Source organism: Parapusillimonas granuli, assembly GCF_013416525.1.
In the GTDB taxonomy this organism is placed as follows: Bacteria; Pseudomonadota; Gammaproteobacteria; order Burkholderiales; family Burkholderiaceae_B; genus Parapusillimonas; species Parapusillimonas granuli.
The window spans coordinates 148,065-168,335 of record NZ_JACCEM010000008.1 but is presented as its reverse complement, the minus strand read 5'-3'; the positions used below and the strand labels follow the sequence as shown (position 1 = coordinate 168,335).

Annotated in this window: 19 protein-coding genes and 1 tRNA gene; 11 read left to right on the top strand and 9 right to left on the bottom strand. The window is 57.5% G+C overall.

The features are described from left to right. Positions 1–36: 36 nt before the first annotated feature. A complete protein-coding gene (locus H0A72_RS15815) occupies positions 37–1,593 on the bottom strand; it encodes an amidase (protein WP_343060194.1) in 1,557 nt (518 codons plus the stop codon). A 119-nt stretch (positions 1,594–1,712) separates the two neighbouring features. Here H0A72_RS15815 and H0A72_RS15810 point away from each other — a divergent pair, with 119 nt between their 5' ends. Together H0A72_RS15810 and H0A72_RS15805 are read left to right on the top strand one after the other, a co-directional pair. Then, positions 1,713–2,441: a FadR/GntR family transcriptional regulator gene (locus H0A72_RS15810; protein ID WP_180157057.1), complete on the top strand. Its 729-nt coding sequence runs from the start codon at positions 1,713–1,715 to the stop codon at positions 2,439–2,441. 43 nt (positions 2,442–2,484) lie between these two features. Next, positions 2,485–2,559: transfer RNA gene (locus H0A72_RS15805), tRNA-Val, on the top strand. A 78-nt stretch (positions 2,560–2,637) separates the two neighbouring features. On the opposite strand, the gene H0A72_RS15800 is transcribed toward H0A72_RS15805, so the two are convergent. The 6 genes from H0A72_RS15800 to H0A72_RS15775 are packed head-to-tail and all read right to left on the bottom strand — an operon-like array spanning position 2,638 to position 8,392. Then, a complete protein-coding gene (locus tag H0A72_RS15800; RefSeq protein WP_180157233.1) occupies positions 2,638–3,222 on the bottom strand; it encodes an amino acid synthesis family protein in 585 nt (194 codons plus the stop codon). A gap of 28 nt (positions 3,223–3,250) precedes the next feature. Further along, a complete protein-coding gene (locus H0A72_RS15795; protein ID WP_180157055.1) occupies positions 3,251–3,892 on the bottom strand; it encodes an amino acid synthesis family protein in 642 nt (213 codons plus the stop codon). A gap of 51 nt (positions 3,893–3,943) precedes the next feature. Further along, positions 3,944–5,128, bottom strand: coding sequence for an amidohydrolase family protein (locus H0A72_RS15790; RefSeq protein ID WP_180157053.1), 1,185 nt, complete (start codon positions 5,126–5,128; stop codon positions 3,944–3,946). A 31-nt stretch (positions 5,129–5,159) separates the two neighbouring features. Then, on the bottom strand, positions 5,160–6,677 hold the full coding sequence (locus H0A72_RS15785; protein WP_180157051.1) for a class I adenylate-forming enzyme family protein: 1,518 nt from the start codon (positions 6,675–6,677) through the stop codon (positions 5,160–5,162). A 15-nt stretch (positions 6,678–6,692) separates the two neighbouring features. Next, positions 6,693–7,850: an acyl-CoA dehydrogenase family protein gene (locus H0A72_RS15780; RefSeq protein WP_180157049.1), complete on the bottom strand. Its 1,158-nt coding sequence runs from the start codon at positions 7,848–7,850 to the stop codon at positions 6,693–6,695. Between the two features lie 53 nt (positions 7,851–7,903). Next, positions 7,904–8,392 carry an acyl-CoA thioesterase gene (locus H0A72_RS15775; protein WP_180157047.1) on the bottom strand — a complete coding sequence of 163 codons (489 nt, stop codon included), beginning with the start codon at positions 8,390–8,392 and terminating at the stop codon, positions 7,904–7,906. A gap of 323 nt (positions 8,393–8,715) precedes the next feature. Between H0A72_RS15775 and H0A72_RS15770 the strand changes: the two genes are divergently transcribed. Genes H0A72_RS15770 through H0A72_RS15750 form a run of 5 tightly spaced genes read left to right on the top strand, consistent with a single transcriptional unit; the run spans position 8,716 to position 14,551 of the window. Continuing rightward, positions 8,716–9,930 (top strand): ABC transporter substrate-binding protein, encoded by a 1,215-nt coding sequence (locus tag H0A72_RS15770; RefSeq protein WP_425502521.1) that lies wholly within the window; start codon positions 8,716–8,718, stop codon positions 9,928–9,930. A gap of 30 nt (positions 9,931–9,960) precedes the next feature. Next, a complete protein-coding gene (locus H0A72_RS15765) occupies positions 9,961–11,919 on the top strand; it encodes an ABC transporter permease (protein ID WP_180157045.1) in 1,959 nt (652 codons plus the stop codon). After that, positions 11,916–12,716, top strand: a complete 801-nt coding sequence (locus tag H0A72_RS15760; RefSeq protein ID WP_180157043.1) for an ABC transporter ATP-binding protein — start codon at positions 11,916–11,918, stop codon at positions 12,714–12,716. The genes H0A72_RS15765 and H0A72_RS15760 overlap by 4 nt, the downstream gene beginning before the upstream one ends. Continuing rightward, positions 12,716–13,447 (top strand): ABC transporter ATP-binding protein, encoded by a 732-nt coding sequence (locus H0A72_RS15755; protein ID WP_180157041.1) that lies wholly within the window; start codon positions 12,716–12,718, stop codon positions 13,445–13,447. The genes H0A72_RS15760 and H0A72_RS15755 overlap by 1 nt, the downstream gene beginning before the upstream one ends. 24 nt (positions 13,448–13,471) lie before the next feature. Then, positions 13,472–14,551, top strand: a complete 1,080-nt coding sequence (locus tag H0A72_RS15750) for a CoA transferase (protein ID WP_180157039.1) — start codon at positions 13,472–13,474, stop codon at positions 14,549–14,551. Between the two features lie 9 nt (positions 14,552–14,560). Here the strand turns inward: H0A72_RS15750 and H0A72_RS15745 are convergent, their stop codons facing one another. Then, positions 14,561–15,472 carry a TetR/AcrR family transcriptional regulator gene (locus tag H0A72_RS15745; RefSeq protein ID WP_180157037.1) on the bottom strand — a complete coding sequence of 304 codons (912 nt, stop codon included), beginning with the start codon at positions 15,470–15,472 and terminating at the stop codon, positions 14,561–14,563. A 231-nt stretch (positions 15,473–15,703) separates the two neighbouring features. On the opposite strand from H0A72_RS15745, the gene H0A72_RS22445 reads away from it, so the two are divergent. The 3 genes from H0A72_RS22445 (at position 15,704) to mnmH (ending at position 18,191) form a co-directional block, all read left to right on the top strand. Then, positions 15,704–15,913, top strand: coding sequence for a hypothetical protein (locus H0A72_RS22445; protein WP_180157035.1), 210 nt, complete (start codon positions 15,704–15,706; stop codon positions 15,911–15,913). Positions 15,914–16,053: 140 nt separating this feature from the next. Next, complete coding sequence (gene selD / locus H0A72_RS15735; RefSeq protein ID WP_180157033.1) at positions 16,054–17,088, top strand: selenide, water dikinase SelD; 1,035 nt, start codon at positions 16,054–16,056, stop codon at positions 17,086–17,088. After that, entirely contained in the window at positions 17,088–18,191 is a 1,104-nt protein-coding gene (gene mnmH / locus H0A72_RS15730; RefSeq protein ID WP_180157031.1) for a tRNA 2-selenouridine(34) synthase MnmH, read from the top strand. Before selD ends, mnmH begins: the two co-directional genes overlap by 1 nt. On the opposite strand, the gene H0A72_RS15725 is transcribed toward mnmH, so the two are convergent. After that, positions 18,181–19,092 carry a LysR substrate-binding domain-containing protein gene (locus tag H0A72_RS15725; RefSeq protein WP_180157029.1) on the bottom strand — a complete coding sequence of 304 codons (912 nt, stop codon included), beginning with the start codon at positions 19,090–19,092 and terminating at the stop codon, positions 18,181–18,183. The genes mnmH and H0A72_RS15725 overlap by 11 nt on opposite strands. A gap of 193 nt (positions 19,093–19,285) precedes the next feature. On the opposite strand from H0A72_RS15725, the gene H0A72_RS15720 reads away from it, so the two are divergent. Continuing rightward, positions 19,286–20,269, top strand: a complete 984-nt coding sequence (locus H0A72_RS15720) for a Bug family tripartite tricarboxylate transporter substrate binding protein (protein WP_180157027.1) — start codon at positions 19,286–19,288, stop codon at positions 20,267–20,269. The last annotated feature ends 2 nt before the right edge of the window (positions 20,270–20,271 follow it).

Below are 20,271 nucleotides of genomic sequence, written 5' to 3'. Positions count from 1 at the left end.
ACTCCTCCTGTTGTCGAAAGGTACCGCTAGTTATTGCTATGGGTTTGAATCTTTCAGCAGTGTTTCAGTGCGCCGGGCCACCGCCAGCAGCCGCCAATCCTGGTTGTGCGGGGCCGCCAGCTGCAGCCCCACGGGCAGGCCGTTGTCTCCGGCGCCGCAAGGCAGGCTGATGGCCGGCATACCCGTGAGATTGAAGGGCAGGGTCAGGCTGGTGACCGCCGCGTGCAAAGGCATTTCCGTTGCGCCCACGCGCAGGAACTGGGCGCCGTTGGGCGGCGCGGTCGTGCGCAGAGTGGGGATGAGCAGGACGTCGGCCCCCTGCATGGCCGCCTGGAAGCTTTGCGCCAGCGCCTTGCGCGCGCCCTGGGCCCGCGTATACCAGACCGCCGGAAACAGCTGGCCGATTTCCAGCCGCACCCGGACGTCTTCGCCCAGGGTGTGGGGCCGCGTCAGCAGGCGCGACCAGTGTATGGCCGTGGCTTCGCTGCACAGCGTGGCGAACTGCAGGGCGGACGCGTTCTGCACGCCGGGTAGGTCGACGTCAGTGATGTCGGCGCCGTCGGCCCGCAGCCGGGCGATGGCCGCATCCAGGGCCCGGGCCACGTCGGGCGCCAAGGGGTCGAAGAAATAGCGGCGCGGTATGCCCACGCGCACGCCTTGCAGGTCGGCAAGGCGCTCGGGCACCTGGGCCGGCATGCCGGCCATGACCGAGAACAGCAGGGCGGCGTCGTCCACCGATTGCGTGATGGGGCCCAGGTGATCCAGCGTGGGGCCCAGGTCCATTGCGCCCTGGCGGGGAATGGCGTCGTAAGTGGGCTTGAAGCCCACGACGCCGCAGCATGCGGCGGGAATGCGGATGGAGCCGGCGGTGTCCGTACCGACGGACGCCCGTACGATGCCCGCGGCGACCGCCGCCGCCGAACCGCCGCTGGAACCGCCCGGAATGTGCGCGGCGCTGCGTGGATTCACCACGGGGGAAAAGTGCGGATTGTTGCTGGTGATGCCATAGGCGAGTTCATGGAGGTTGGTCGTGCCCATGATGATGGCGCCGGCCGACCGCAGCCGCCCGATGGCGAGCGCGTCGGCCGACTCGACCCCGGCTTCCCCGCCCGAACCGCCGGTAAGGCGGAACCCCTGCACCGACATGAGATCCTTCACCGCGATGGGAACGGCGAACAAGGGCGCGGGCCGGCCTTCGTGGAAGCCATGCAGCGCGGCCTGGGCCTGTTCGGCGACCTGGGGTTCAGTGGCCAGGTCGATGAAAGCATGCAGCCCGGAATGGGCGCGGGCCGCTTGCAGGGCCTGCAGCGCGGGTTTTTGCACACCGGCGGGATCGCGCCTGGCCGCCGCGGCGATGGCCGCGATGCCTTCCGTGTCGTCTTGCGGAGCAATGCCCTTGGCGCGCACGCCGGCCTGCGGAGGCTGGTATTGCGCGCCTCCGGCTTCGGACAGGGCATCCAGGAATTGCAGTTCGGCCAGGTTCAGCTGCAGCCGGTCCAGCCAGGCCTGGCGGCGATCCGGAAACGGATAAGCAAGCAGGGCCGCCTGGTGTTCGGCGACCTGGGCGAAGCGCCTGATAATATCTGGCAACACAGACTGCCCCTCCTTGGTAGATATTATTGGATATCCGGTATGTGCTGGCCTGACTGGTATGACCAGTTGGTGCCATAATGCACAGACTTGCTTACGCTGTCAATATTGGCGCTTTCCCCATGTCGAAATTTCCCGTCACCGTCGTCAAGAACATCGCCCAGCAACTACAGGCCCGCATCCAGCGCAAGGATTGGGCCGCCACGGGCAAGCTCCCCGGGCAGCGCCAGCTGGCCGAAGAAATGGGCGTGAGCCGCGCATCCCTGCGCGAGGCGATCACCATGCTGGAAGGCCTGGGCCTGCTGCGCAGCGAAGCCGGGCGCGGCGTGTTCATCGCCGAACCCGGCGAGGCCGGCCTGGGCAGCGCCTACGGCCGCTGGCCCTTCCAGGGCCGCTACCCCCTGCGCGACGTCTACCTGGTGCGGGCCCAGCTGGAAGAGCTGGCCGCCATGCTCGCCGCCAGCGTCGTCACCGAATCCGGCCTGGAACGCTTGCGGGATACTGTCAGGCTCATGCAGGCGGCCGCCGATGTCGGCGACCTGGTTTCCATGGCCGAGGGCGATCACGCCTTCCATGCCTGTATGTTCGAACTGGCCGGCAGCCCGCTGCTGCTGGACATCCTGGCCGGCATCGAAGACGTCGTCGAAGGCAGCCGGCAAGTGGCCTTCGCCAACCCAGCCCGTGTGAACGAACCCATACACGAGCACATGCTGATCATCGAAGCGCTGGCCACGGGCTCGCCCGAAAAGGCCGGCCTGGCGATGCGCCACCATTTGAACAACGTCGCCGATCGGTCCGGCGTGCGCCTGGGAATACAGAACGGGGCGGCGGACCCGGCCAGCTTGTGCTAGAATATCGACCTTCATCCCGCAGCCGGCTTTCGCCGGGCAAACGGGGCGGTTAGCTCAGTGGTAGAGCACTGCCTTCACACGGCAGGGGTCACTGGTTCGAACCCAGTACCGCCCACCAGTTCCCTACATCTGAATGTGCGCTGGCATGGCTTCAACATTGTGAAGCCAGGATCCATCGTCGCTTGAAGCTGGCGAATTAACGCAAGCCGTCTTTTCCAACAATGTCTTCCACTTGCAAGCCACCGACGCGGGGCAATGGGCGGCCACTGTCTGTAACACACACAGCAACCATGATTTCACCGGCGCGTGGCGCATCGGGTATGCGGGCCTCCATTGCATCGAAATGGCTGCGCACAAAGGCCGCATCCTTGTGACCTAGTGGAACGTCAATGGGGGTTCCCAGCGTCCCCATTTTTTTTGCTGATGGAATTAAGGCGGCGCCGCCACCGACCGCACCGCGGAATGGGGCCCCCATTTTTGGATGCAAGATTGCCGCAGCATGTTCCAGCTCGCCTGCCTCTCCAACAACAGCCGCTTTTCCGTAGCTTTGAACATCCTCAGGGGCGATGCCCAGGTATTGGACGGCTTTTTGTCCGAGGAGGCCGCCCAGTTCTTCACCAATGGCCACGAGCTCGTCCAGATCTTTGCTGTAACGTCCTGCGTAGGGGTTTTCTATTACGGCGACTGCGAGGGCGCGTCTTGTGGGTGGTTCAATATTTTGTCCCATTTCTTGTTGGATTTCGTCAACGTGAACCGAGATTTTTCGTATTTTTGCCTGCATTGTATTTTCCTTTTTTAGCGTGTTGGGCTTAACGCAATCCGTTCCATTGGCTGATGTCTTCAGCACGAAGCCCGCCAACGCGTTCATGAATGCGATAGCCGGTTGTCATGGCAAGAATAAAAACCAGTTGATCGGCTTTGGGTGCCCCGGGGATGCGGACTTCAATGGCATCAAATTGCCCACGAACATAAGAGGCGTTGATGTTGGTCAGGGGAATATCGATTGCTGTTCCAGGGGGGCCGACCTTTTTTGTAGAAGGGACGATGGCAAGCGCGTTACCTGGTTGACCGGTTTTTGTGTCATCTTTGCCTTGCCGATAAGCACTGCGGTCGCCCTTCCAGCCTAATAGTTCGCGCATGGCGTAACCTCCCGGCACATGCCAGATTGCGCCGTGTTCCAGTTCGCCAGCAGCTCCTACGATGGCTCCCTTTCCATAGGTGGAAATGCTTTCGAGCGGTACATCCATGGCTTGGTGAAGGCGTTTGGCCAAGCCGAGTCCGATGGGATCGAGTTGTTCCATCATGGTCAGGAGATTCGGTTCGTAACGCCCTGCAAATGGATTGGTCATGACCACACTGATGGCGCCCCGTATGAGGGGAGTGTCGGGTGGCGGCCCGAACTCGTGGAAAATATGTTCGATTTGGGTGTGGATCCGTTCGATATTGATCATGGCTGTCGTGAGCAAATTGCAAAATCCAATGGGTATATGGATAGGCGGGGTTTACAGGATTTCGGGAATTTGTGTCGCTGGCGGTGTGTTGCGACTGCGTCGGCAGCGCACAACCCCATCAATCATGACCATTCCAATTCCAGGAATATCTCCAAGACGAATGCTGTCCAGAATGTTGCCGGCAGGTGAATACTGCGCACGATCCATGAAGACCAGGTCTGCGGCGCGACCGACTTCGATCAGGCCGCAGTTCAATTCGCGTATACGTGCCGTGTTGCCCGTTGCAAAACAGAAGACTTGTTCTGCTGGAATTCCGCCGATGGAAGACAGCATGGCGATTACCCGCAGAATCCCCAAGGGCTGCACGCCTGACCCGGCCGGGCTGTCGGTGCCCAGGATGATTCGGTGGGGACACTTCAATTCGATCGCAGCGCGTGCTGCGGCCAGGGCAACTTTCTCATTGCCGTTATGAACAATTTCAATCGCTCGCGATGAGACTTCGCATAATTCGCACACATGGGCTTCAGGAAGCGATGTATGGCCACCGTTAATATGGCCGATGATGTCGGCATCCACTTCCAGGACTGTGTCTTTATCAATCAGGCCTGAACCAGGAATTGAAGGGCCGCCTGTATGGATGGTGCTTTGAATACCGTGCTTGCGCGCCCACGCAACCATCTCTTTGGCTTCGTAAGCGGCTTTCACTGAGCCTAGTCCGACCTCGCCCAGCAGCGTCACGCCGGCCTCCGACAGGTCTTTGAAATCGGATTCCACCATGCCTTGCTCAAGAACGGGTGCGCCGGCCAGGACTTTCACGCCAGCAGGCCGAAAATTGTCAAAAGCCCGTTGGGCGGTAATGGCCAGCGCCTTGAGCCCAACAATGTCCTTTGGGCGCCCCGGTAAATGGACTTCGCCTGCGGAAATCATGGTTGTCACGCCGCCGTGCAGAGTGGATTCAATCCAGCCAAGCTGATTCTGGCGAGGAGTCCAGTCCCCGAAGACCGGGTGAACGTGGCTGTCTATCAGGCCAGGGGCTACCGTTGTGTTGCGTGCGTCGATGATGGTTTTCACACCCTCGGGGTCGCAGTCTTTTTCTTTGCCCACCGCCGTGATGATTCCGTTTTCCACAACCAGGGTGTCGGCCTCCAAAACTGGGTGATCGATGTCACCCGACAGCAATAATCCAATATTCTTGATGAGCGTTTTCCCTGTTTCTGATGAAATTTCATCATGCATGATTGTCTACTCCATGAACGCTTATTTGGCTTCAGATGAGCTGCCGCTTTAGGACTTTGCCGGCTGGGCTGGTGGGTAATGCTTCTCGAAACTCAACAAGTTTGGGCACCTTGTGTTCAGCCAGGTATTCCTTGCAATGAGCAACGATTTCCGATTCCGTTAATTGGTATCCATCTTTTAGGACTAGAACGGCTTTGACTACCTCCCCCAGGATGTCGTCTGGGCTTCCGACGACAGCGGCCTGCGCGACGGATCCGTGCTTCAGGATTTGTTCTTCAACCTCAGCGCTGGCAATTTTGTAGCCGCCGGATATCACTTGATCGCGGTCGCGGCCGACCAGGTAATAAAAGCCTTCTGAGTCGTGATACGCCAGGTCTCCCGTGTTGAACCAACCATCTTCGAAAGCGCTCGCATTACGTTCTGGATCCAGGTAATACCCGCTCATCAGCCGCTCAGAACGTACGTATAGGTGGCCTGCTGTACCGTCTGGTACCGAATTGCCGTGTTCATCAACGATTTTGACTTCAGCTCCTTTTATCAGCCTTCCACACGAACCAAAGGGCGGCAGTGGCGATTGGTTGAGGCTGAAGGAGAAAATGGGCGTGCATTCAGAAAGGGCGTAATACTCAAGCAGGGGCAGGCCCATGCGTTGGCTGAAACGTTCTTTGATGTGCGCGGCGATCGGCGCGCCAGATGAGGCCATGAAGCGAACGGATTTCAGTTGGTACTGCTTGCCTGTTTGTTCGACATGCTCAAGCATCATGGCGTACATGGCGGGCACGCCGACCATGTAAGTGGCGCCGTGTCTTTCAATCCCGGCCAGAACATGTACAGGGTTGAATTTCTTGAAAAGCAGTACGCTGGCACCGGCGGTCAAGGCAACAAACGAAGCGGTAAATAGCCCGAATGTATAGGACAGCGGAAGGGCACAAACAGAAATGTCAGAAGGCTGTACATTCCATTCTCGGATCAGGGCCAGGGCAGAGTTCACTTCCATTGCGTCGCTGGCGACCACACCTTTAGGCCGCGCGGTGGTGCCGGAAGTATGAATGACAACAGCCATGTCTCCTGGGCCGCGGTGTGTATCAAGGCTTAGGCCTCCCGCTACGTTTTCTGCCAACAGATCATCGATCAGGTGGTGGGGCGTGTCGAGGCCATTCTTGTTCCACGTGTCCGATAAGATTTGATGGCAATCCGGGTCGTACAGGACAAGGGCCGGGTCTGTTTTATTGACGATGTAGGCGATTTCGTCGTGGCTGAGATCGGCATTGATGGGGAACAACGCTCCCCCAGCGCGGAGTACGCCCAGATATGCAACATAGTAGTTGGGCGAGTTGCGGGCTATGAGGCAGATGCGGCTGCCAGCGCCGATATTCAGTGCTTTCAGGGCGTGCGCCATGATCGTGGCGCGCTCCACCAGCTGTTTGTACGTTACGCGCTGGTCTTCAAACAAGATGGCGGGATGATCAGGACGTTCCTCGGCGTGGCGATCAATGAGGGTCAATGCATTGAGCGCTTCGGCATCGGCAACCGCGAGATGTTCAGTCATGAGAGTCTCCATGCGTCATAGTCCAAGCGTTTCGGCATCACCTTTGAGCATGCGCTTCGCGATAATCATCTTTTGGATTTCGTTGGTGCCTTCGGTGAGAATGTAATAGGGGGCTTCACGGTAATAGCGTTCAGCAGGGAAGTCGCGAACAAAGCCGGATCCGCCATGTATGCGTACACAATCCAGGGCAACCTTGGCGCACGTTTCGCCAGCAAAGAGCTTTGCCATGCCTGAAACCATATCTGAACGTTGGCCGCTTTCTTTTGTGTTGGCCGCCACCTGGACAAGAGCTTGCGCCGCTGCGGTTTGAGTTGCCATGTCGGCCAGCAATATCTGGATGGCCTGATGGTGAATGATCTCTGTGCCGAATGCCACGCGCTGCGCAGCGTAATCTCGTGCAGCCTTCAATGCGGAACGAGACAGGCCCACTGCTGTGGCGGCCATGGCAATCCTTCCGGTTTCCAATGCGTCCAGCATCTGTTTGAGGCCTTGACCCTCGACTCCACTGACCAGGCTGTCCGGACTTAACCGGACATCATCAAACATGAGCTCTGTGACATCGACATGCCGGTGTCCCATTGCACGGGCGTCGGGACCAACAGAGAACCCGGGCAGGCCTTTTTCAACCATGAAAAGACTGATGCCGCCTTTGTCTGCCGCGGTTCTGGCGAGAACCAGCACTGCTCCGGCACGGGCACCGTTTGTGATGAAGATCTTGGCTCCCTTCAGCGTATAGCCACCTTGCTCGTTACGTATTGCCTGCGTGCGGATGGCTTGCAGGTCAGAGCCTCCGTTGGGCTCGGTGAGAGCGATTGCGACACGTAGCTCGCCTGTAGCCATGCGGGGCAGGTAGGTTTTTTTTTGGTGCTCAGTTCCGTGTTGAGCCAATATTGAGGAAGCTGAGCTGTGACCGTTGATGAAGCAGTTGAGTGTTGTCCAGCCGTAGGCCAATTCTTCCATGACCTTGGCATAGGTTGGAACCGATAAAGCAATTCCGCCATATTCGTGAGGAATCGCGGCTCCATAGAGGCCCATGTTCTTAAGCTGGGAAACAATCTCTTCAGGATAGTGATCGCTTTCTTCAAGATTCTGTGCATTTCCGGTGATATACCGTTGGACGAATGTCTGTACGCCGGCAACTATTTCTTGGTCCCAGGTGGCAGATGTAGGCATTTGATTTCGCTCTCTGATAGATGGCAATTTGGATGGCCTTGATTTCAATTTGGTTATGTCTCTTGAGCCGTGCTTGGCTCCGAGGCAGGGAGGTTTTCCTCGCACCTGCATTGGTACTCGTCGATGCGTGTCGATATGGCCTGTGGTATGGGCATGGAGCGCATGGTTTTGACATCTACAAAGACAAGGGTGAACTCTCCGGTAAAGGAAAGAGTGCTGTCTTCGCATGTACCGATCAACTGAAAAGTAAGAGAAGATCTGCCCTGAGATTGAATCAATACTGTGATTGTGAGCTCATTTCCAGGCCGCAAGGCAGATTTGAAATCTATGCTTGCATGGACGAATGGGCAAGTTATTTCGTGATGGATATTGAGGTCGTACAGGCTGACTGTGAGTACATCCACATACCATGCGTCTATGGCGTCCAATGCATACTCAAAGAACCTCGCCGTGTAAACAATAGTTGCGGCATCGGTCTCACCAAAGCGAATTCTTCTTTTATGGGTATAGGGTGCTGTCAGTGTCGTTTCTTTCAATAGCATTGCGTTTCCTCGCAGATTGTCCCTGTTGAGTGCCGAGCCACCACCCTGTTCTTTGGATGGCTGAGTCCGGCCACTCTGTTTTTCATTTTGCTCCTGGGTGAGGTCCTATGTCCCGCGCCAACATCTGCCGCGGTGTTCACCTGGAAAACTTGCTTCCTGGAGGGGATCACCCATTGACACGCGCACTCACTTGAGGCAAAGTATACCTTACCTAATCAATGTTTGGTAAGTTAAATTTTGAAAGCGGCATAGTCGCCCCATGTTGAAAGGGTTGTTTGTACATAGAAGAATGTTCTGGCAAGAATCACACAACGGAGAGAGAGATGAGGAAGAAACTTCTGGTCGGCGCAATGGCGCTTGCCTTATGCACGCCTTTTGCGCCATCGAATGCAGTAGCCAAATCATCGGTCATCAAGATCGGTGAAGTGAACAGCTACAAGGCTCAGCCGGCGTTTTTGGAGCCATATAGAAAGGGCATGGAACTGGCAGTACAAGAAATCAATGATGCGGGGGGCGTGAGTGGAAAAAAACTCGAGCTGATCATCAGGGATGACAACGGCAACCCGGGAGATGCCGTGCGTGTGGCGGAAGAGCTCCTGTCGCGTGAACGCGTAGACATTCTCGCGGGCAGCTTCTTGTCAAATATCAGCCTGGCTCTGTCTGATTTCGCGAAACAAAAGAAGGTATTTCTTCTTGTGGGCGAACCCATGACAGACAGGCTGACTTGGAACGGCGGCAACGAATATACATTCCGAATAAGGCCGGGCACCTATACTCAGACAGCAATGCTGATTCCCGAGGCTGTCAAGCTTAATAAAAAACGTTGGGCTATCGTTTACCCTAATTATGAATACGGGCAAGCTGCGACTGCGGCGTTCAAGCAACTTTTAAAAGAAGCGCAGCCCGATGTCGAGTTCGTTGTCGAACAAGCGCCTCCTCTTGGAAAGGTCGACGCGGGCAGCTTGGTACAGGCGATGACTGATGCCAAGCCCGATGCAATTTTCAATGCGCTTTTCGGCGCCGACCTTCTTAAATTCGTGCGCGAAGGCAATACAAGAGGCTTGTTTGATGGCCGGGAGGTAGTCAGCCTGTTGACCGGCGAACCCGAATACCTTGATCCTCTCAAAGAAGAAACACCGGATGGCTGGATTGTGACTGGCTACCCATGGAATGGTGTTGACATCCCACAGCATGAAAGCTTCCTGAAGGCCTATCAAGCTCGTTTCAAAGACTACCCACGTCTGGGTTCCGTCGTTGGCTACAGCATGATGCATGCGATTGCTGCCGGGGTTGCCAAGGCAGGTACGACAGAGACGGATGCCTTGATACAGGCGTTCAAGCACTTGTCTCTTGATACGCCTTTCGGGCCAATCACTTTCCGTTCTCAAGATAACCAGTCCACCATGGGGACTTATGTCGGGCGCACCAAGAAGAAAGACGGGAAAGGTGTTTTGGTTGACTTTATGTATATAGATGGCACTGATCCGGCTTTCCATCCATCAGGCGACGAAATAGCACGGGCGCGGGCCAAGAACTAGATTACTACTGACGACCATACTGGAGCTGCTATGAGCTTTTCGGGTTTTATTGTTCAGTTGGTTAATGGGCTGGCAGCAGCTTCTTCATTATTTCTCGTCGCTGCCGGCCTTTCCCTGATCTTTGGTGTAACACGCATTATCAACTTCGCCCATGGTTCGTTCTACATGGTCGGAATCTACGTGGCATATACGCTGGTAGGATTGTTGGGTGCGAACTTGGGGTTTTGGCCGGCGCTACTTCTAGCCGCCTTGACGGTCAGCCTTCTTGGGGCGTTGATCGAGATGGTGTTGTTGAGGCGAATCTACAAAGCGCCTGAATTATTCCAGCTTCTCGCAACATTTGCGTTGGTGCTGATCATCAGGGATGCCGTTCTTTACTTGTGGGGCCCGGAAGAACTATTGGGCCCCCGTGCGCCAGGTTTGAGTGGTGCCATAACGATTCTTGGGCGGAAATTCCCCACCTATGATTTGTTCTTGATGGCAGTGGGGCCGGTTGTTCTCGGTTTGGTCTGGTTGTTGCTCAAGAAAACGCGTTTTGGCGTCCTGGTTCGTGCTGCTACGCAAGATCGGGAAATGGTCAGCGCACTCGGCGTGAATCAGGCCTGGCTGTTTACCGCCGTATTTGCATTGGGGGCCTTGCTTGCGGGTCTGGGCGGCGCTTTGCAACTGCCTCGGGAGGCAGCGAACCTCGAGATCGACCTTCATACCATCGGGTCCGCGTTTGTGGTGGTAGTTGTCGGTGGAATGGGCTCGTTGCCGGGCGCTTATGTCGCGGCGTTGCTTATTGCAGAGCTGAAAGCATTATGCATCTGGCTCGGTATTGTCGATGTTTTCGGGTTCACCATTTCTTTTTCAAAGCTGACTTTGGTGGTGGATTTTCTGGTCATGGCGGTGGTTCTGATCTGGCGGCCATGGGGTCTCATGGGGCGTCCTCAGCCTGTCAATCGCTATGCCAATAATGCGGAAGATCCATTGCGTCCGGCCAGTACTACCTATCTGGCGGGCGTAGCCGCTTTTGTGCTGTTGTTGGCCGTTGTTCCCGTGATCATGGCGGATTCGCCTTACACCACGGTATTGATGATTGACTTGCTGATTGCCGCACTCTTCGCCGCCAGTCTGCATTTCATCATGGGGCCGGCGGGGTTGCACTCTTTCGGACACGCTGCTTATTTTGGCCTGGGAGCCTACGGTGCCGCGTTGATTGTCAGGACTATGGGCATCCCCATGGAAATGGCATTGATCATGGCGCCTGTTGTCGCTGCCGCTGGAGCATTTGTCTTCGGCTGGTTTGCGGTGCGACTGTCTGGTGTTTACTTTGCCATGCTGACCCTGGCCTTCGCGCAGATCGTCTGGGCCGTCACTTATCAATGGGATGATTTCACAGGAGGGAGCAATGGCCTTACCGGAGTGTGGCCCGCGCCCTGGTTATCAGACAAGAGCAGCTATTATTGGATGACACTCATCATCGTCGTGGCAGGCATTGTTGGCTTGCGCCGTGTATTGTTCGCGCCATTTGGCTATGCGCTGCGTGCTGCCCGTGATTCCGTCATGCGCGCCGATGCAATAGGAATTGATGCGAAGCACATGCAATGGATGGGGTTCATTCTTGCCGGATGGGTCGCCGGTATTGCGGGAGCCTTGTTTGCTTTTTCCAAGGGCAGCATTTCACCCGAAGCGCTTGCGGTCAATAAGTCAGTTGACGGCATGGTTATGGTGCTTTTGGGTGGCATCCAAACCCTGATCGGCCCTGTTGTGGGCGCCTTCAGCTTTACATGGCTGCACGATACCGTCGCACGCAGCACGGATTATTGGCGAGCCATGCTGGGATTCATCATTCTTCTGCTGGTGCTACTGTTTCCACAAGGGATTGCAGGTGCGTTCCGGCAGCTTTTCGACCATTTGCGCAGCCGCAAGAAGGCATCTCTGCTTGATGGTATGTCGAACGCTTCCAATCAATACGTCATGCCTGCAAAAGGGGTCGAGCGATGAGCCTGCTGGAAGTTCGTAATTTACAAAAATCTTTTGGCGGCGTTCGGGCTGTCAACAATGTTTCATTCAGCCTTGCGCCGGGTGAGTTATTGGCATTGATCGGCCCCAATGGAGCGGGAAAGTCAACGACCTTCAACATGGTCAATGGTCAGCTCAAGGCGGATGGCGGTTCGATCCGGTTTAACGGAACAGAACTCATCGGTTTGAAACCCAGGGAGATCTGGCGTTTGGGAGTAGGACGTACCTTCCAGATTGCTGAAACGTTTTCTTCCTTGACCGTGATTGAAAACGTGCAGATGACGCTTTTGTCACAAGACAAAAAGATGTTCTCGTTCTGGCGTGCTGCGGCTGACTATAAACGCGATGAAGCACTGAGCCTGCTTGCTCAAGTGGGTATGGCAGAGCAGGCGGAACGGCCGTGCAGGGTTCTGGCATACGGAGACGTAAAACGGGTGGAGTTGGCGGTTGCAATGGCAAATCGTCCCAAGCTCCTGTTAATGGATGAGCCGACTGCCGGCATGGCGCCAAGGGAAAGAAATGAGTTGATGGCTCTTACAAAGAAGTTGGTTGTGGAGCACGGTACGGCGGTCTTGTTTACTGAGCACAGCATGGATGTGGTTTTTGCTTATGCCGATCGCATGATTGTTCTGGCTAGAGGGCAGCTTATCGCTGAGGGTAAACCTATGGAAGTGCGTGGTCATCCGAAAGTCCAGGAAGTCTATTTCGGGAGCGGGAAAACATTTGAAAAGCCTGTTGATACAACTCCGTCAAAACCAATGGCTCAGGAGGTCGCGTAATGAGCTCCGAGAAAGTAGTGCTTTCCGTCGATGGTTTGTGTGCTTGGTATGGGGCTGCTCAAGTTCTATTTGATGTTCAGCTGGAAGTCCGTCGTGGCGAAGTGATCGCGCTCATGGGCAGGAATGGTGCGGGCAAGTCGACAACCTTCAAAGGAATCATGGGGATGTTGGCGCGCCAGCAGGGAAATGTCCGATTCCTTGGCCATGACATTTCTCGGCGAGCTCCCCATGATATTGCCCGGCTGGGGTTGGGGTTTGTTCCGGAAGATCGACGTATCTTCACTGATTTAACTGTCATGGAAAATCTGGAGGTCGGGCGTTTGCCCGCTAGGGATTGGGATCATGGGGAGGCATTGAAGTGGAATCCTGAACAATTGTTTGAGCTTTTTCCAAACCTTGGAGAAATGCCTGAGCGCTTGGGCGGGCGTATGAGCGGAGGCGAGCAACAGATGTTGACGGTTGCCCGGACGCTGATGGGGAATCCCTATTTGGTGTTGCTCGATGAGCCATCGGAAGGCGTGGCGCCACTTATTGTTGAACAGATGTCAAACATGATTCTGGAACTTAAACGTAAGGGGATTTCCATCCTGTTGTCTGAGCAAAATATGCATTTCGCAGAACTGGTTTCTGATCGAGCCTATGTTCTTGAAAAAGGGCAGATTCGCTACGAGGGACCAATGGCAGACTTGGTCAGCAACGACCAGGTTCGACGGGACTATCTGGGCGTATGAACACCATACTGCAAGGGGGGGACAGTGATAGCAGCTTTGGATGGCATTCGAGTAATAGACTTTACGACCTTATTGCCTGGCCCGCTTGCAACGCTGATGATGGCGGAATGCGGGGCGGATGTTGTCAAGATAGAGCGTCCGGGTACTGGAGACGAGATGCGGGAGTACGGCCCTTACGTCAATGGGCAAAGCGTCCCGTTCATGCAGCTCAATAGAGGAAAGCGCAGCCTGACATTGGATTTGAAATGCCGGGAAGGGGTAGAGCGGGCCTTATCTCTCGCCAAGGAAGCGGATATCTTGATCGAGCAGTTCAGGCCCGGAGTCATGGAGGCTCTGGGGTTGGGGTATGAGGCGATCAAGCGTATCAACCCGGAAATCATTTATTGCTCCATTACGGGATATGGGCAAGAGGGAAGCCATGCGCGTATAGCAGGCCATGATCTGAATTATGCTGCGTCCGCAGGGCTGCTGCTACTGAACATCGGAGAGGGGGAAAAACCCGTCTTGCCCCACGTTCCCCTTGCCGACATTGCGGGAGGCAGCTATCCAGCCTTATTCAATATTCTATTGGCCCTGCGGCGTAGGTCCGCAGGAGGAGGAGGGATGCATATCGATATCAGCATGACCCATGGGCTGGCTCCCTTGATGTATGGGGCCATGGCGCGCCTGGAAGCGCCGCACTCCCAGGATGAGCGGGTTTTTTCCGGAGGCTCCCCCCGTTATCAAATATATACAACGTCTGACCAGCAATACTTTGCAGTGGCGGCGGTCGAAGATCGTTTCTGGAGGACATTCTGTGCATTAGCCAAAATCGATCTGGACGCTGATATCGAAACGGTATCGAAGCGTATTTCTCAAGAGCCCTTGCAATACTGGGTAGACACCTTTGAGGGAGTAGATGTTTGCTGCTCCCAAGTACGTTCGGTCGCTGAATACCAAAGCAGTGGTTTATTCTCAGCTACGGGTAGATCAGTAGAGCTTGCTGGTGCTCAAGTAAATGAATTGCCGCTGCCGCTGAGTATGGATTTACGTGTGGCGGATAAAGTGAAGCCTGCCCCTGTAATAGAGGGAAGAGAGCAGGTATTAAACTGGCTGGAACGTTAATTTCCGCAATTACTCCTTGCAGGAAGAGCGGTGGTCGACCCGCTGATAGCCATACCCAAAGACGATGCGTATGAGTTCTCGCCCGATTTCTTCGGCAGACAGGCGTCCAGAGTCCTGATACCACATGCGTGTCCAGTTGAGCGCCCCCAGCAAGGTAAGGCGTAAAAGCGTTCTATCTGCTTTTTTATGCAGGGGAAGGTTGTCAATCAGGTTGCGGAATCTGTTCTCATAGGACGCCCGGTCGGCATCGATCTTTTCTTGTAGCTGGGCGGGAAACCGAATGCCCGGATCGACACGTACCACAATGGCGAGTTCGCTCGGGTTCAATTGAAACTTCAATGCAGTTGCGCATGCTTCTTCAAGGCGTTCCCAGGGGTCTTTGTATTGGCTGATGGTTTCATCAAGCGCCCTGTTGATGCTTGTAATACCAAGATGGTGAACTGTGGCGAACAGTTCTTCTTTGGATGTAAAGTGATAGTAGAGCGAGGCGGGTTGCATACCTACCGCGTCACATATTTCGCGCAGAGAGGTTTCGGCATAGCCATTGGTTGCAAAAATCCTCGCCGCGGCCAGAAGTGTTTCTTCACGTCGTAATTCAGAGATGCTTTCATTCTGGTCTTTTGCCTTTTCAGCCAATCTCCGACTGTGGTGTTCACGCTGAAGCAGCTTGACTTCGTCATCGCTCAGAGTTTTTTTACGGCTGTTTCCTTTTCCTTTGGATTTTGCCATCAAACGCAGATAGCTTGTTTCCAAGCCATTACGCTTCCAGATGTTTCGTACAGTTGATGGCGATATCTTTATTCCGAAATCCTGAAGGATATTGGCGACAGAAAACTGCCCGAGCTTGGGTTGCTCCAAAGCATATTGAAGTACCAATTCTTCAATTTCTGTTTTGGATGGATTGTTATTAAAGTCGCTCATATACGATTAGTAATTATGCCCGCGGATTGGTTACAAAATGTATTGGATCAGAGAGCCTTTTTTGTTTTGGGACACCATCTGTCAGTATTTAGCGCTACAATGTAACCATATTATATCCAGTTGAGCCGGTTGGCGGTTATGGGCCTGGATAATTGCCGTTACAGCACTTCATGCGCTGTCGTTTTCCCTTGGTGGGGAGACCGCGCAGTTTTGTTCCTGAGGCTTTTCAATATGCGCTGCAACGTGCTTTTGTCCGGGATGCAAAAGCTTAAACGCAAGGCCATGTTCCTGCATTCGCCCGGTGCGGCCGATGCGATGGATATGTACGGATGCTTCGCGGGCCAGCTCCACATTCATGTGGGCAGCGCGGGAATGCCCAGGCCGCGTGCGGCCACATCGATGGCAAGCAGCACATTGCAGCTCAGCGCTGCTGCAGAATGAAAGGGCTGATTCCGGCCGAAGACTCGGTAACGGCAGCGCTGTTGCTGATGGTGTTCGGGTAGGTGGCGGAGAACAACGATGCCGCCGCTCCTTCCAGGGATTAGAATGCATACATTGCATTTTTCCCGACGAACATCCCCATGAGCGATCCCATCCGTCTTACACAATACAGCCATGGCGCGGGCTGCGGCTGCAAGATTTCCCCCAAGGTGCTGGAAGTGATCCTGGCGGGCAGCGGCGCGCAGCATCTGGATCCGCGGCTGTGGGTGGGCAACGCCTCGCGCGATGATGCGGCGGTGTACGCGCTGGACGAAGAGCGGGGCGTGGTGTCCACGACCGATTTCTTCATGCCCATCGTGGACGATCCCTTCGACTTCGGGCGCATCGCGGCCACCAACGCCATCAGCGATATCTATGCCATGGGCGGCGATCCGCTGCTGGCGATCGCCATCCTGGGCTGGCCGGTGAACCTGCTGCCGCCCGAGGTGGCGCGGGAGGTCGTGCGGGGCGGGCGCGCGGCCTGCGACGAAGCCGGCATTGCGCTGGCCGGCGGCCATTCGATCGATGCGCCCGAGCCCATCTTCGGACTGGCCGTCACCGGCGTGGTGCAGAAGGCGCGTCTCAAGCGCAACGACACCGCCACCGCCGGCTGCCGGCTCTACCTGACCAAGCCGCTGGGCATCGGCATCCTGACGACGGCCGAGAAGCAGGGCAAGCTGCGCGCGGGCGACGTGGGGCTGGCCCGCGACTGGATGTGCAAGCTCAATACCGCGGGCAGCCGCTTCGGCGCGCTGGAAGGCGTCAAGGCCATGACGGACGTCACGGGATTCGGCCTGCTGGGCCATCTGGTCGAGATGGTGGACGGCAGCGGTGTCAGCGCGCGCATCGAGTACGCCAGCGTGCCGCGCCTGCCCGGGGTCGACCACTATCTTGCCGCCGGTTGCGTGCCGGGCGGCACGTCCCGCAACTTCGACAGCTATGGCCATCGCGTTGCGCCGTTGGGCGACGAACGCTGGAAGCTGCTGTGCGACCCGCAGACCAGCGGCGGGCTGCTGGTGGCGGTGGCCCCGGAAGGAGAAGCCGAGTTCCTGGACGCGGCGCGGGAGCAATCGCTGTCTCTGCAAGCCATAGGCGCGTTGGTGGAGAAGCGGGATTTTGCGGTCGAAGTGGTTTGATGCGCGAAGACACCAGCGACTACCGCCAGGTCTTTCTAAGCGCCGTCCCTTTGCTGGATACGCGTGCGCCCGTCGAGTTCGCCAAGGGGGCGTTCCCCGGCGCGGCCAATCTGCCGCTGATGACCGACGAAGAGCGCCAGGCCGTCGGCATTTGCTACAAGAAGCGAGGCCAGGCCGCCGCCATCGCGCTTGGGCATAGCCTGGTCAGCGGCGATGCGAAGGCCGAGCGCATCGCGGCCTGGGCCCGCTTCGCCCGTTCACATCCGCAAGGCTACCTGTATTGCTTCCGGGGCGGGCTGCGGTCCCGGATCAGCCAGCAGTGGCTGGAAGAAACGACGGGCATCCGGTATCCGCGCGTCATCGGGGGCTACAAGGCCATGCGCGGCTATCTGCTGCAGGAGCTGGAACGGGCGATCGCCGAATGCGGCTTCGTCTTGCTCGGCGGGCTGACCGGCACCGGCAAAACAGAGGTCCTGCGCGAGCTGGACAACGGAATCGACCTCGAAGGGCATGCGCATCATCGCGGCTCCAGCTTCGGCGGGCACGCCGGCGCCCAGCCGACGCAGATCGATTTCGACAATCGCCTGGCCATCGACTTCCTGAAGAAGCGCGCGAGCGGCCGGGAAGGTTTCGTGCTGGAGGATGAGGGCCGGCACATCGGCAGCTGCAGCCTGCCGCTGGCGCTTTACCAGAGCGCGCCCGGCTACCCCATAGTCTGGCTGGAAGACGGCCTGGAAAGCCGGGTGGACCGCATCTTGCGCGATTACGTCATCGATCTGCGAGCCGAGTTCATTGCGCTGCACGGCGAGGAGCAGGGCTTCGACCGGTTCGCGGACCGCTTGCGCCTGAGCCTGGACAGGATCGCCCGCCGCCTGGGCGATGAGCGCCACCGTCAACTGGCGCAACGAATGGATGCGGCGCTGGATGCACAGCGGCGCAGCGGCGCGGTCGACCTTCATCGGGGCTGGATCGAGCGCCTGCTCGTGGACTACTACGATCCCATGTACGCCTACCAGCGCAAGTCCAAGGCGGCGCGCATCGAATTCGCCGGCACGCGGCGCGAAGTGCTGGAATACCTGCGAGCGCGCAGCTTCAGGAAGTAGAGGATTTGTATCGGCTCGCATGCCTCAGCGCGTCGCACAAGGCGGGAACGGCGGGGTTGGCGCCGTCCTTTCTATAAGCCAAATATAGGGTGGACCGCAAGGTGTGGCGTGCTTTGAGCGGCAGGTACTTTACGCCGCCCGGGCGGAGTTCACTGACCGAGCCTGGCACAACGGCGGCGCCGATGCCGGCCTCGACGAGCGCAAGCAGCGTGGGCAATACGCTTTCCATGACATAGTTGGGCGCCAGCCCGTTGCGCGCGAACAGCGAGGCCAGCAGCGTGTGAAAGTATGCCGATGTGCTGCGCGCAAAACCAATGAGCGGCACGGCGGCCAGTTCTTCGATGGGAATGCTGCGGCGAGACGACCAGGCGTGCCGCAGCGGCAGCGCCACCACCAGAGGTTCGGTGTCCACGGGCTCGAGGTGCAGCCCCTCGGCCTGGCTGTCTGCCGTATGCCGCATGACGGCCACGTCGAGCCGGTCCTGCGCGAGCAGGGCACGCAAGTGCCCGGTATCGGCTTCCGTCATGGAAAGCTGTACGTCCGGCCGGCGTTCCCTGTAGGCGCCCAGCGCCGCCGGAACCAGCCGGTAGGCCGCCGTGGGCGTGAACCCCACGCGCAGCAGGCCCGCTTCGCCCGTGGCGACGCGGCGCACCGTAGCGAGCGCCGCATCGCCATCGTCCATGAGCCGCTGCATGGCGTCGCGCATGGCCTCGCCCGCGGCGGTCAGGCGCACGCTGCGCGTGGAACGTTCCAGCAAGGGGACGCCCACGCGTTCTTCGAAGAGCCGCACCTGCTGGCTGAGCGGAGGCTGTGTCATGTGCAGGCGCTGCGCGGCTCGCCCGAAATGCAGTTCCTGCGCCACCGCCATGAAGGCGAGCATCTGCCGTGAGTAGAGCGACATGGCTGTCCTATTGGGTCGATTTTCATATCAATCAAGCCTGGATTTTATATTGGATAGAACAAATCGAACGGCATAAGATCGTTGATGCAGGGCTAGGGCCTTTTAGCGTCAACAGGCCCCATGCGAACCCGCCGCAGTCCCCCAAGCGCCCCCGCGGCGCTGCCGCTGTCACCATTACCCCGAGGAGCCTCATATGAAGAACCATGCCAGCCGTTTTGTCGCGCTTGCCGCGACGTTTGCGCTGTCCCTGGGCGCCGCGTCGATCGCACACGCCCAGGCCGCCGATTATCCCAACAAGCCCATCCGCATGATCGTGCCTTTCGGGGCGGGCAGCGTGACGGACCAGCTCGCCCGTACGGTGGGCTCCGGGCTGGCCGAAGCCCTGGGGCAATCCGTCGTGGTGGAGAACCGGCCGGGCGCCGGCGGCAATATCGGCGCGGGCTTCGTGGCCGCGAGCGCGCCCGACGGCTATACCTTGCTGATGGGCGCGGCGAGCACCAACGCCATCAATCCCAGCCTGTACAAGAACCTGAAATTCGACCCCTTGAAGGACTTTGTGCCGGTCGCCAACGTGGCGTCGGTAACCAACGTCCTGGTCGTGAACCCCGAGCTGAAAGTCGGCACCGTGGCGGAACTGATCAAGGCCTTGAAGGGCGGCTCGTACAGCTACGCTTCGGGCGGCGCGGGCGGAAGCCAGCATCTGTCGGCCGAGCTTTTCAAGTCCATGTCTTCCACGGAAATGGTGCACATCCCGTACAAGGGCGGCAGCGAACCCATACCCGATCTCATCAGCAATCGCGTGCAGGTCATGTTCTGCAATTTGCCCGTCTGCCTGCCGCACATCAAATCGGGCAAGCTCGTGGCCTTGGGCGTGACGTCGAGCAAGCGTTCGCCGCTGCTTCCCGAAGTGCCCACCATCGCCGAAGCCGGCCTGCCGGGATATTCGGTGGACGGTTGGTTCGCCTTGTTCGCGCCGGCCAAAGTTCCCGCTGAAATCGTCGCCCGTCTGCATGATGAAACCGCCAAGCTGCTGGCCAAGCCCGAGGTGCAGGACCAGATCCGCCGGCAAGGCGCGGAGCCGAACCACAGCACCCAGGCGGAATTCGCCCGGTTCGTGCAAGCCGAGCATGACAAGTGGGCAAAGGTGATCCAGGACGCCAACATTCGCATCGAGTAAGC

Excerpts from the sequence above, each read along its gene's own strand:
- mnmH (WP_180157031.1), top strand. The coding sequence starts at position 17,088 with ATGCGCGAAGACACCAGCGACTACCGCCAGGTCTTTCTAAGCGCCGTC.
- H0A72_RS15780 (WP_180157049.1), bottom strand. The coding sequence starts at position 7,850 with ATGCCTACATCTGCCACCTGGGACCAAGAAATAGTTGCCGGCGTACAG.
- H0A72_RS15790 (WP_180157053.1), bottom strand. The coding sequence starts at position 5,128 with ATGCATGATGAAATTTCATCAGAAACAGGGAAAACGCTCATCAAGAAT.
- H0A72_RS15725 (WP_180157029.1), bottom strand. The coding sequence starts at position 19,092 with ATGTCGCTCTACTCACGGCAGATGCTCGCCTTCATGGCGGTGGCGCAG.
- selD (WP_180157033.1), top strand. The coding sequence starts at position 16,054 with ATGAGCGATCCCATCCGTCTTACACAATACAGCCATGGCGCGGGCTGC.
- H0A72_RS15800 (WP_180157233.1), bottom strand. The coding sequence starts at position 3,222 with ATGCAGGCAAAAATACGAAAAATCTCGGTTCACGTTGACGAAATCCAA.
- H0A72_RS15785 (WP_180157051.1), bottom strand. The coding sequence starts at position 6,677 with ATGACTGAACATCTCGCGGTTGCCGATGCCGAAGCGCTCAATGCATTG.
- H0A72_RS15720 (WP_180157027.1), top strand. The coding sequence starts at position 19,286 with ATGAAGAACCATGCCAGCCGTTTTGTCGCGCTTGCCGCGACGTTTGCG.
- H0A72_RS15795 (WP_180157055.1), bottom strand. The coding sequence starts at position 3,892 with ATGATCAATATCGAACGGATCCACACCCAAATCGAACATATTTTCCAC.
- H0A72_RS15760 (WP_180157043.1), top strand. The coding sequence starts at position 11,916 with ATGAGCCTGCTGGAAGTTCGTAATTTACAAAAATCTTTTGGCGGCGTT.
- H0A72_RS15770 (WP_425502521.1), top strand. The coding sequence starts at position 8,716 with ATGAGGAAGAAACTTCTGGTCGGCGCAATGGCGCTTGCCTTATGCACG.
- H0A72_RS15765 (WP_180157045.1), top strand. The coding sequence starts at position 9,961 with ATGAGCTTTTCGGGTTTTATTGTTCAGTTGGTTAATGGGCTGGCAGCA.
- H0A72_RS15810 (WP_180157057.1), top strand. The coding sequence starts at position 1,713 with ATGTCGAAATTTCCCGTCACCGTCGTCAAGAACATCGCCCAGCAACTA.
- H0A72_RS15775 (WP_180157047.1), bottom strand. The coding sequence starts at position 8,392 with ATGCTATTGAAAGAAACGACACTGACAGCACCCTATACCCATAAAAGA.
- H0A72_RS22445 (WP_180157035.1), top strand. The coding sequence starts at position 15,704 with ATGCGCTGCAACGTGCTTTTGTCCGGGATGCAAAAGCTTAAACGCAAG.
- H0A72_RS15745 (WP_180157037.1), bottom strand. The coding sequence starts at position 15,472 with ATGAGCGACTTTAATAACAATCCATCCAAAACAGAAATTGAAGAATTG.
- H0A72_RS15755 (WP_180157041.1), top strand. The coding sequence starts at position 12,716 with ATGAGCTCCGAGAAAGTAGTGCTTTCCGTCGATGGTTTGTGTGCTTGG.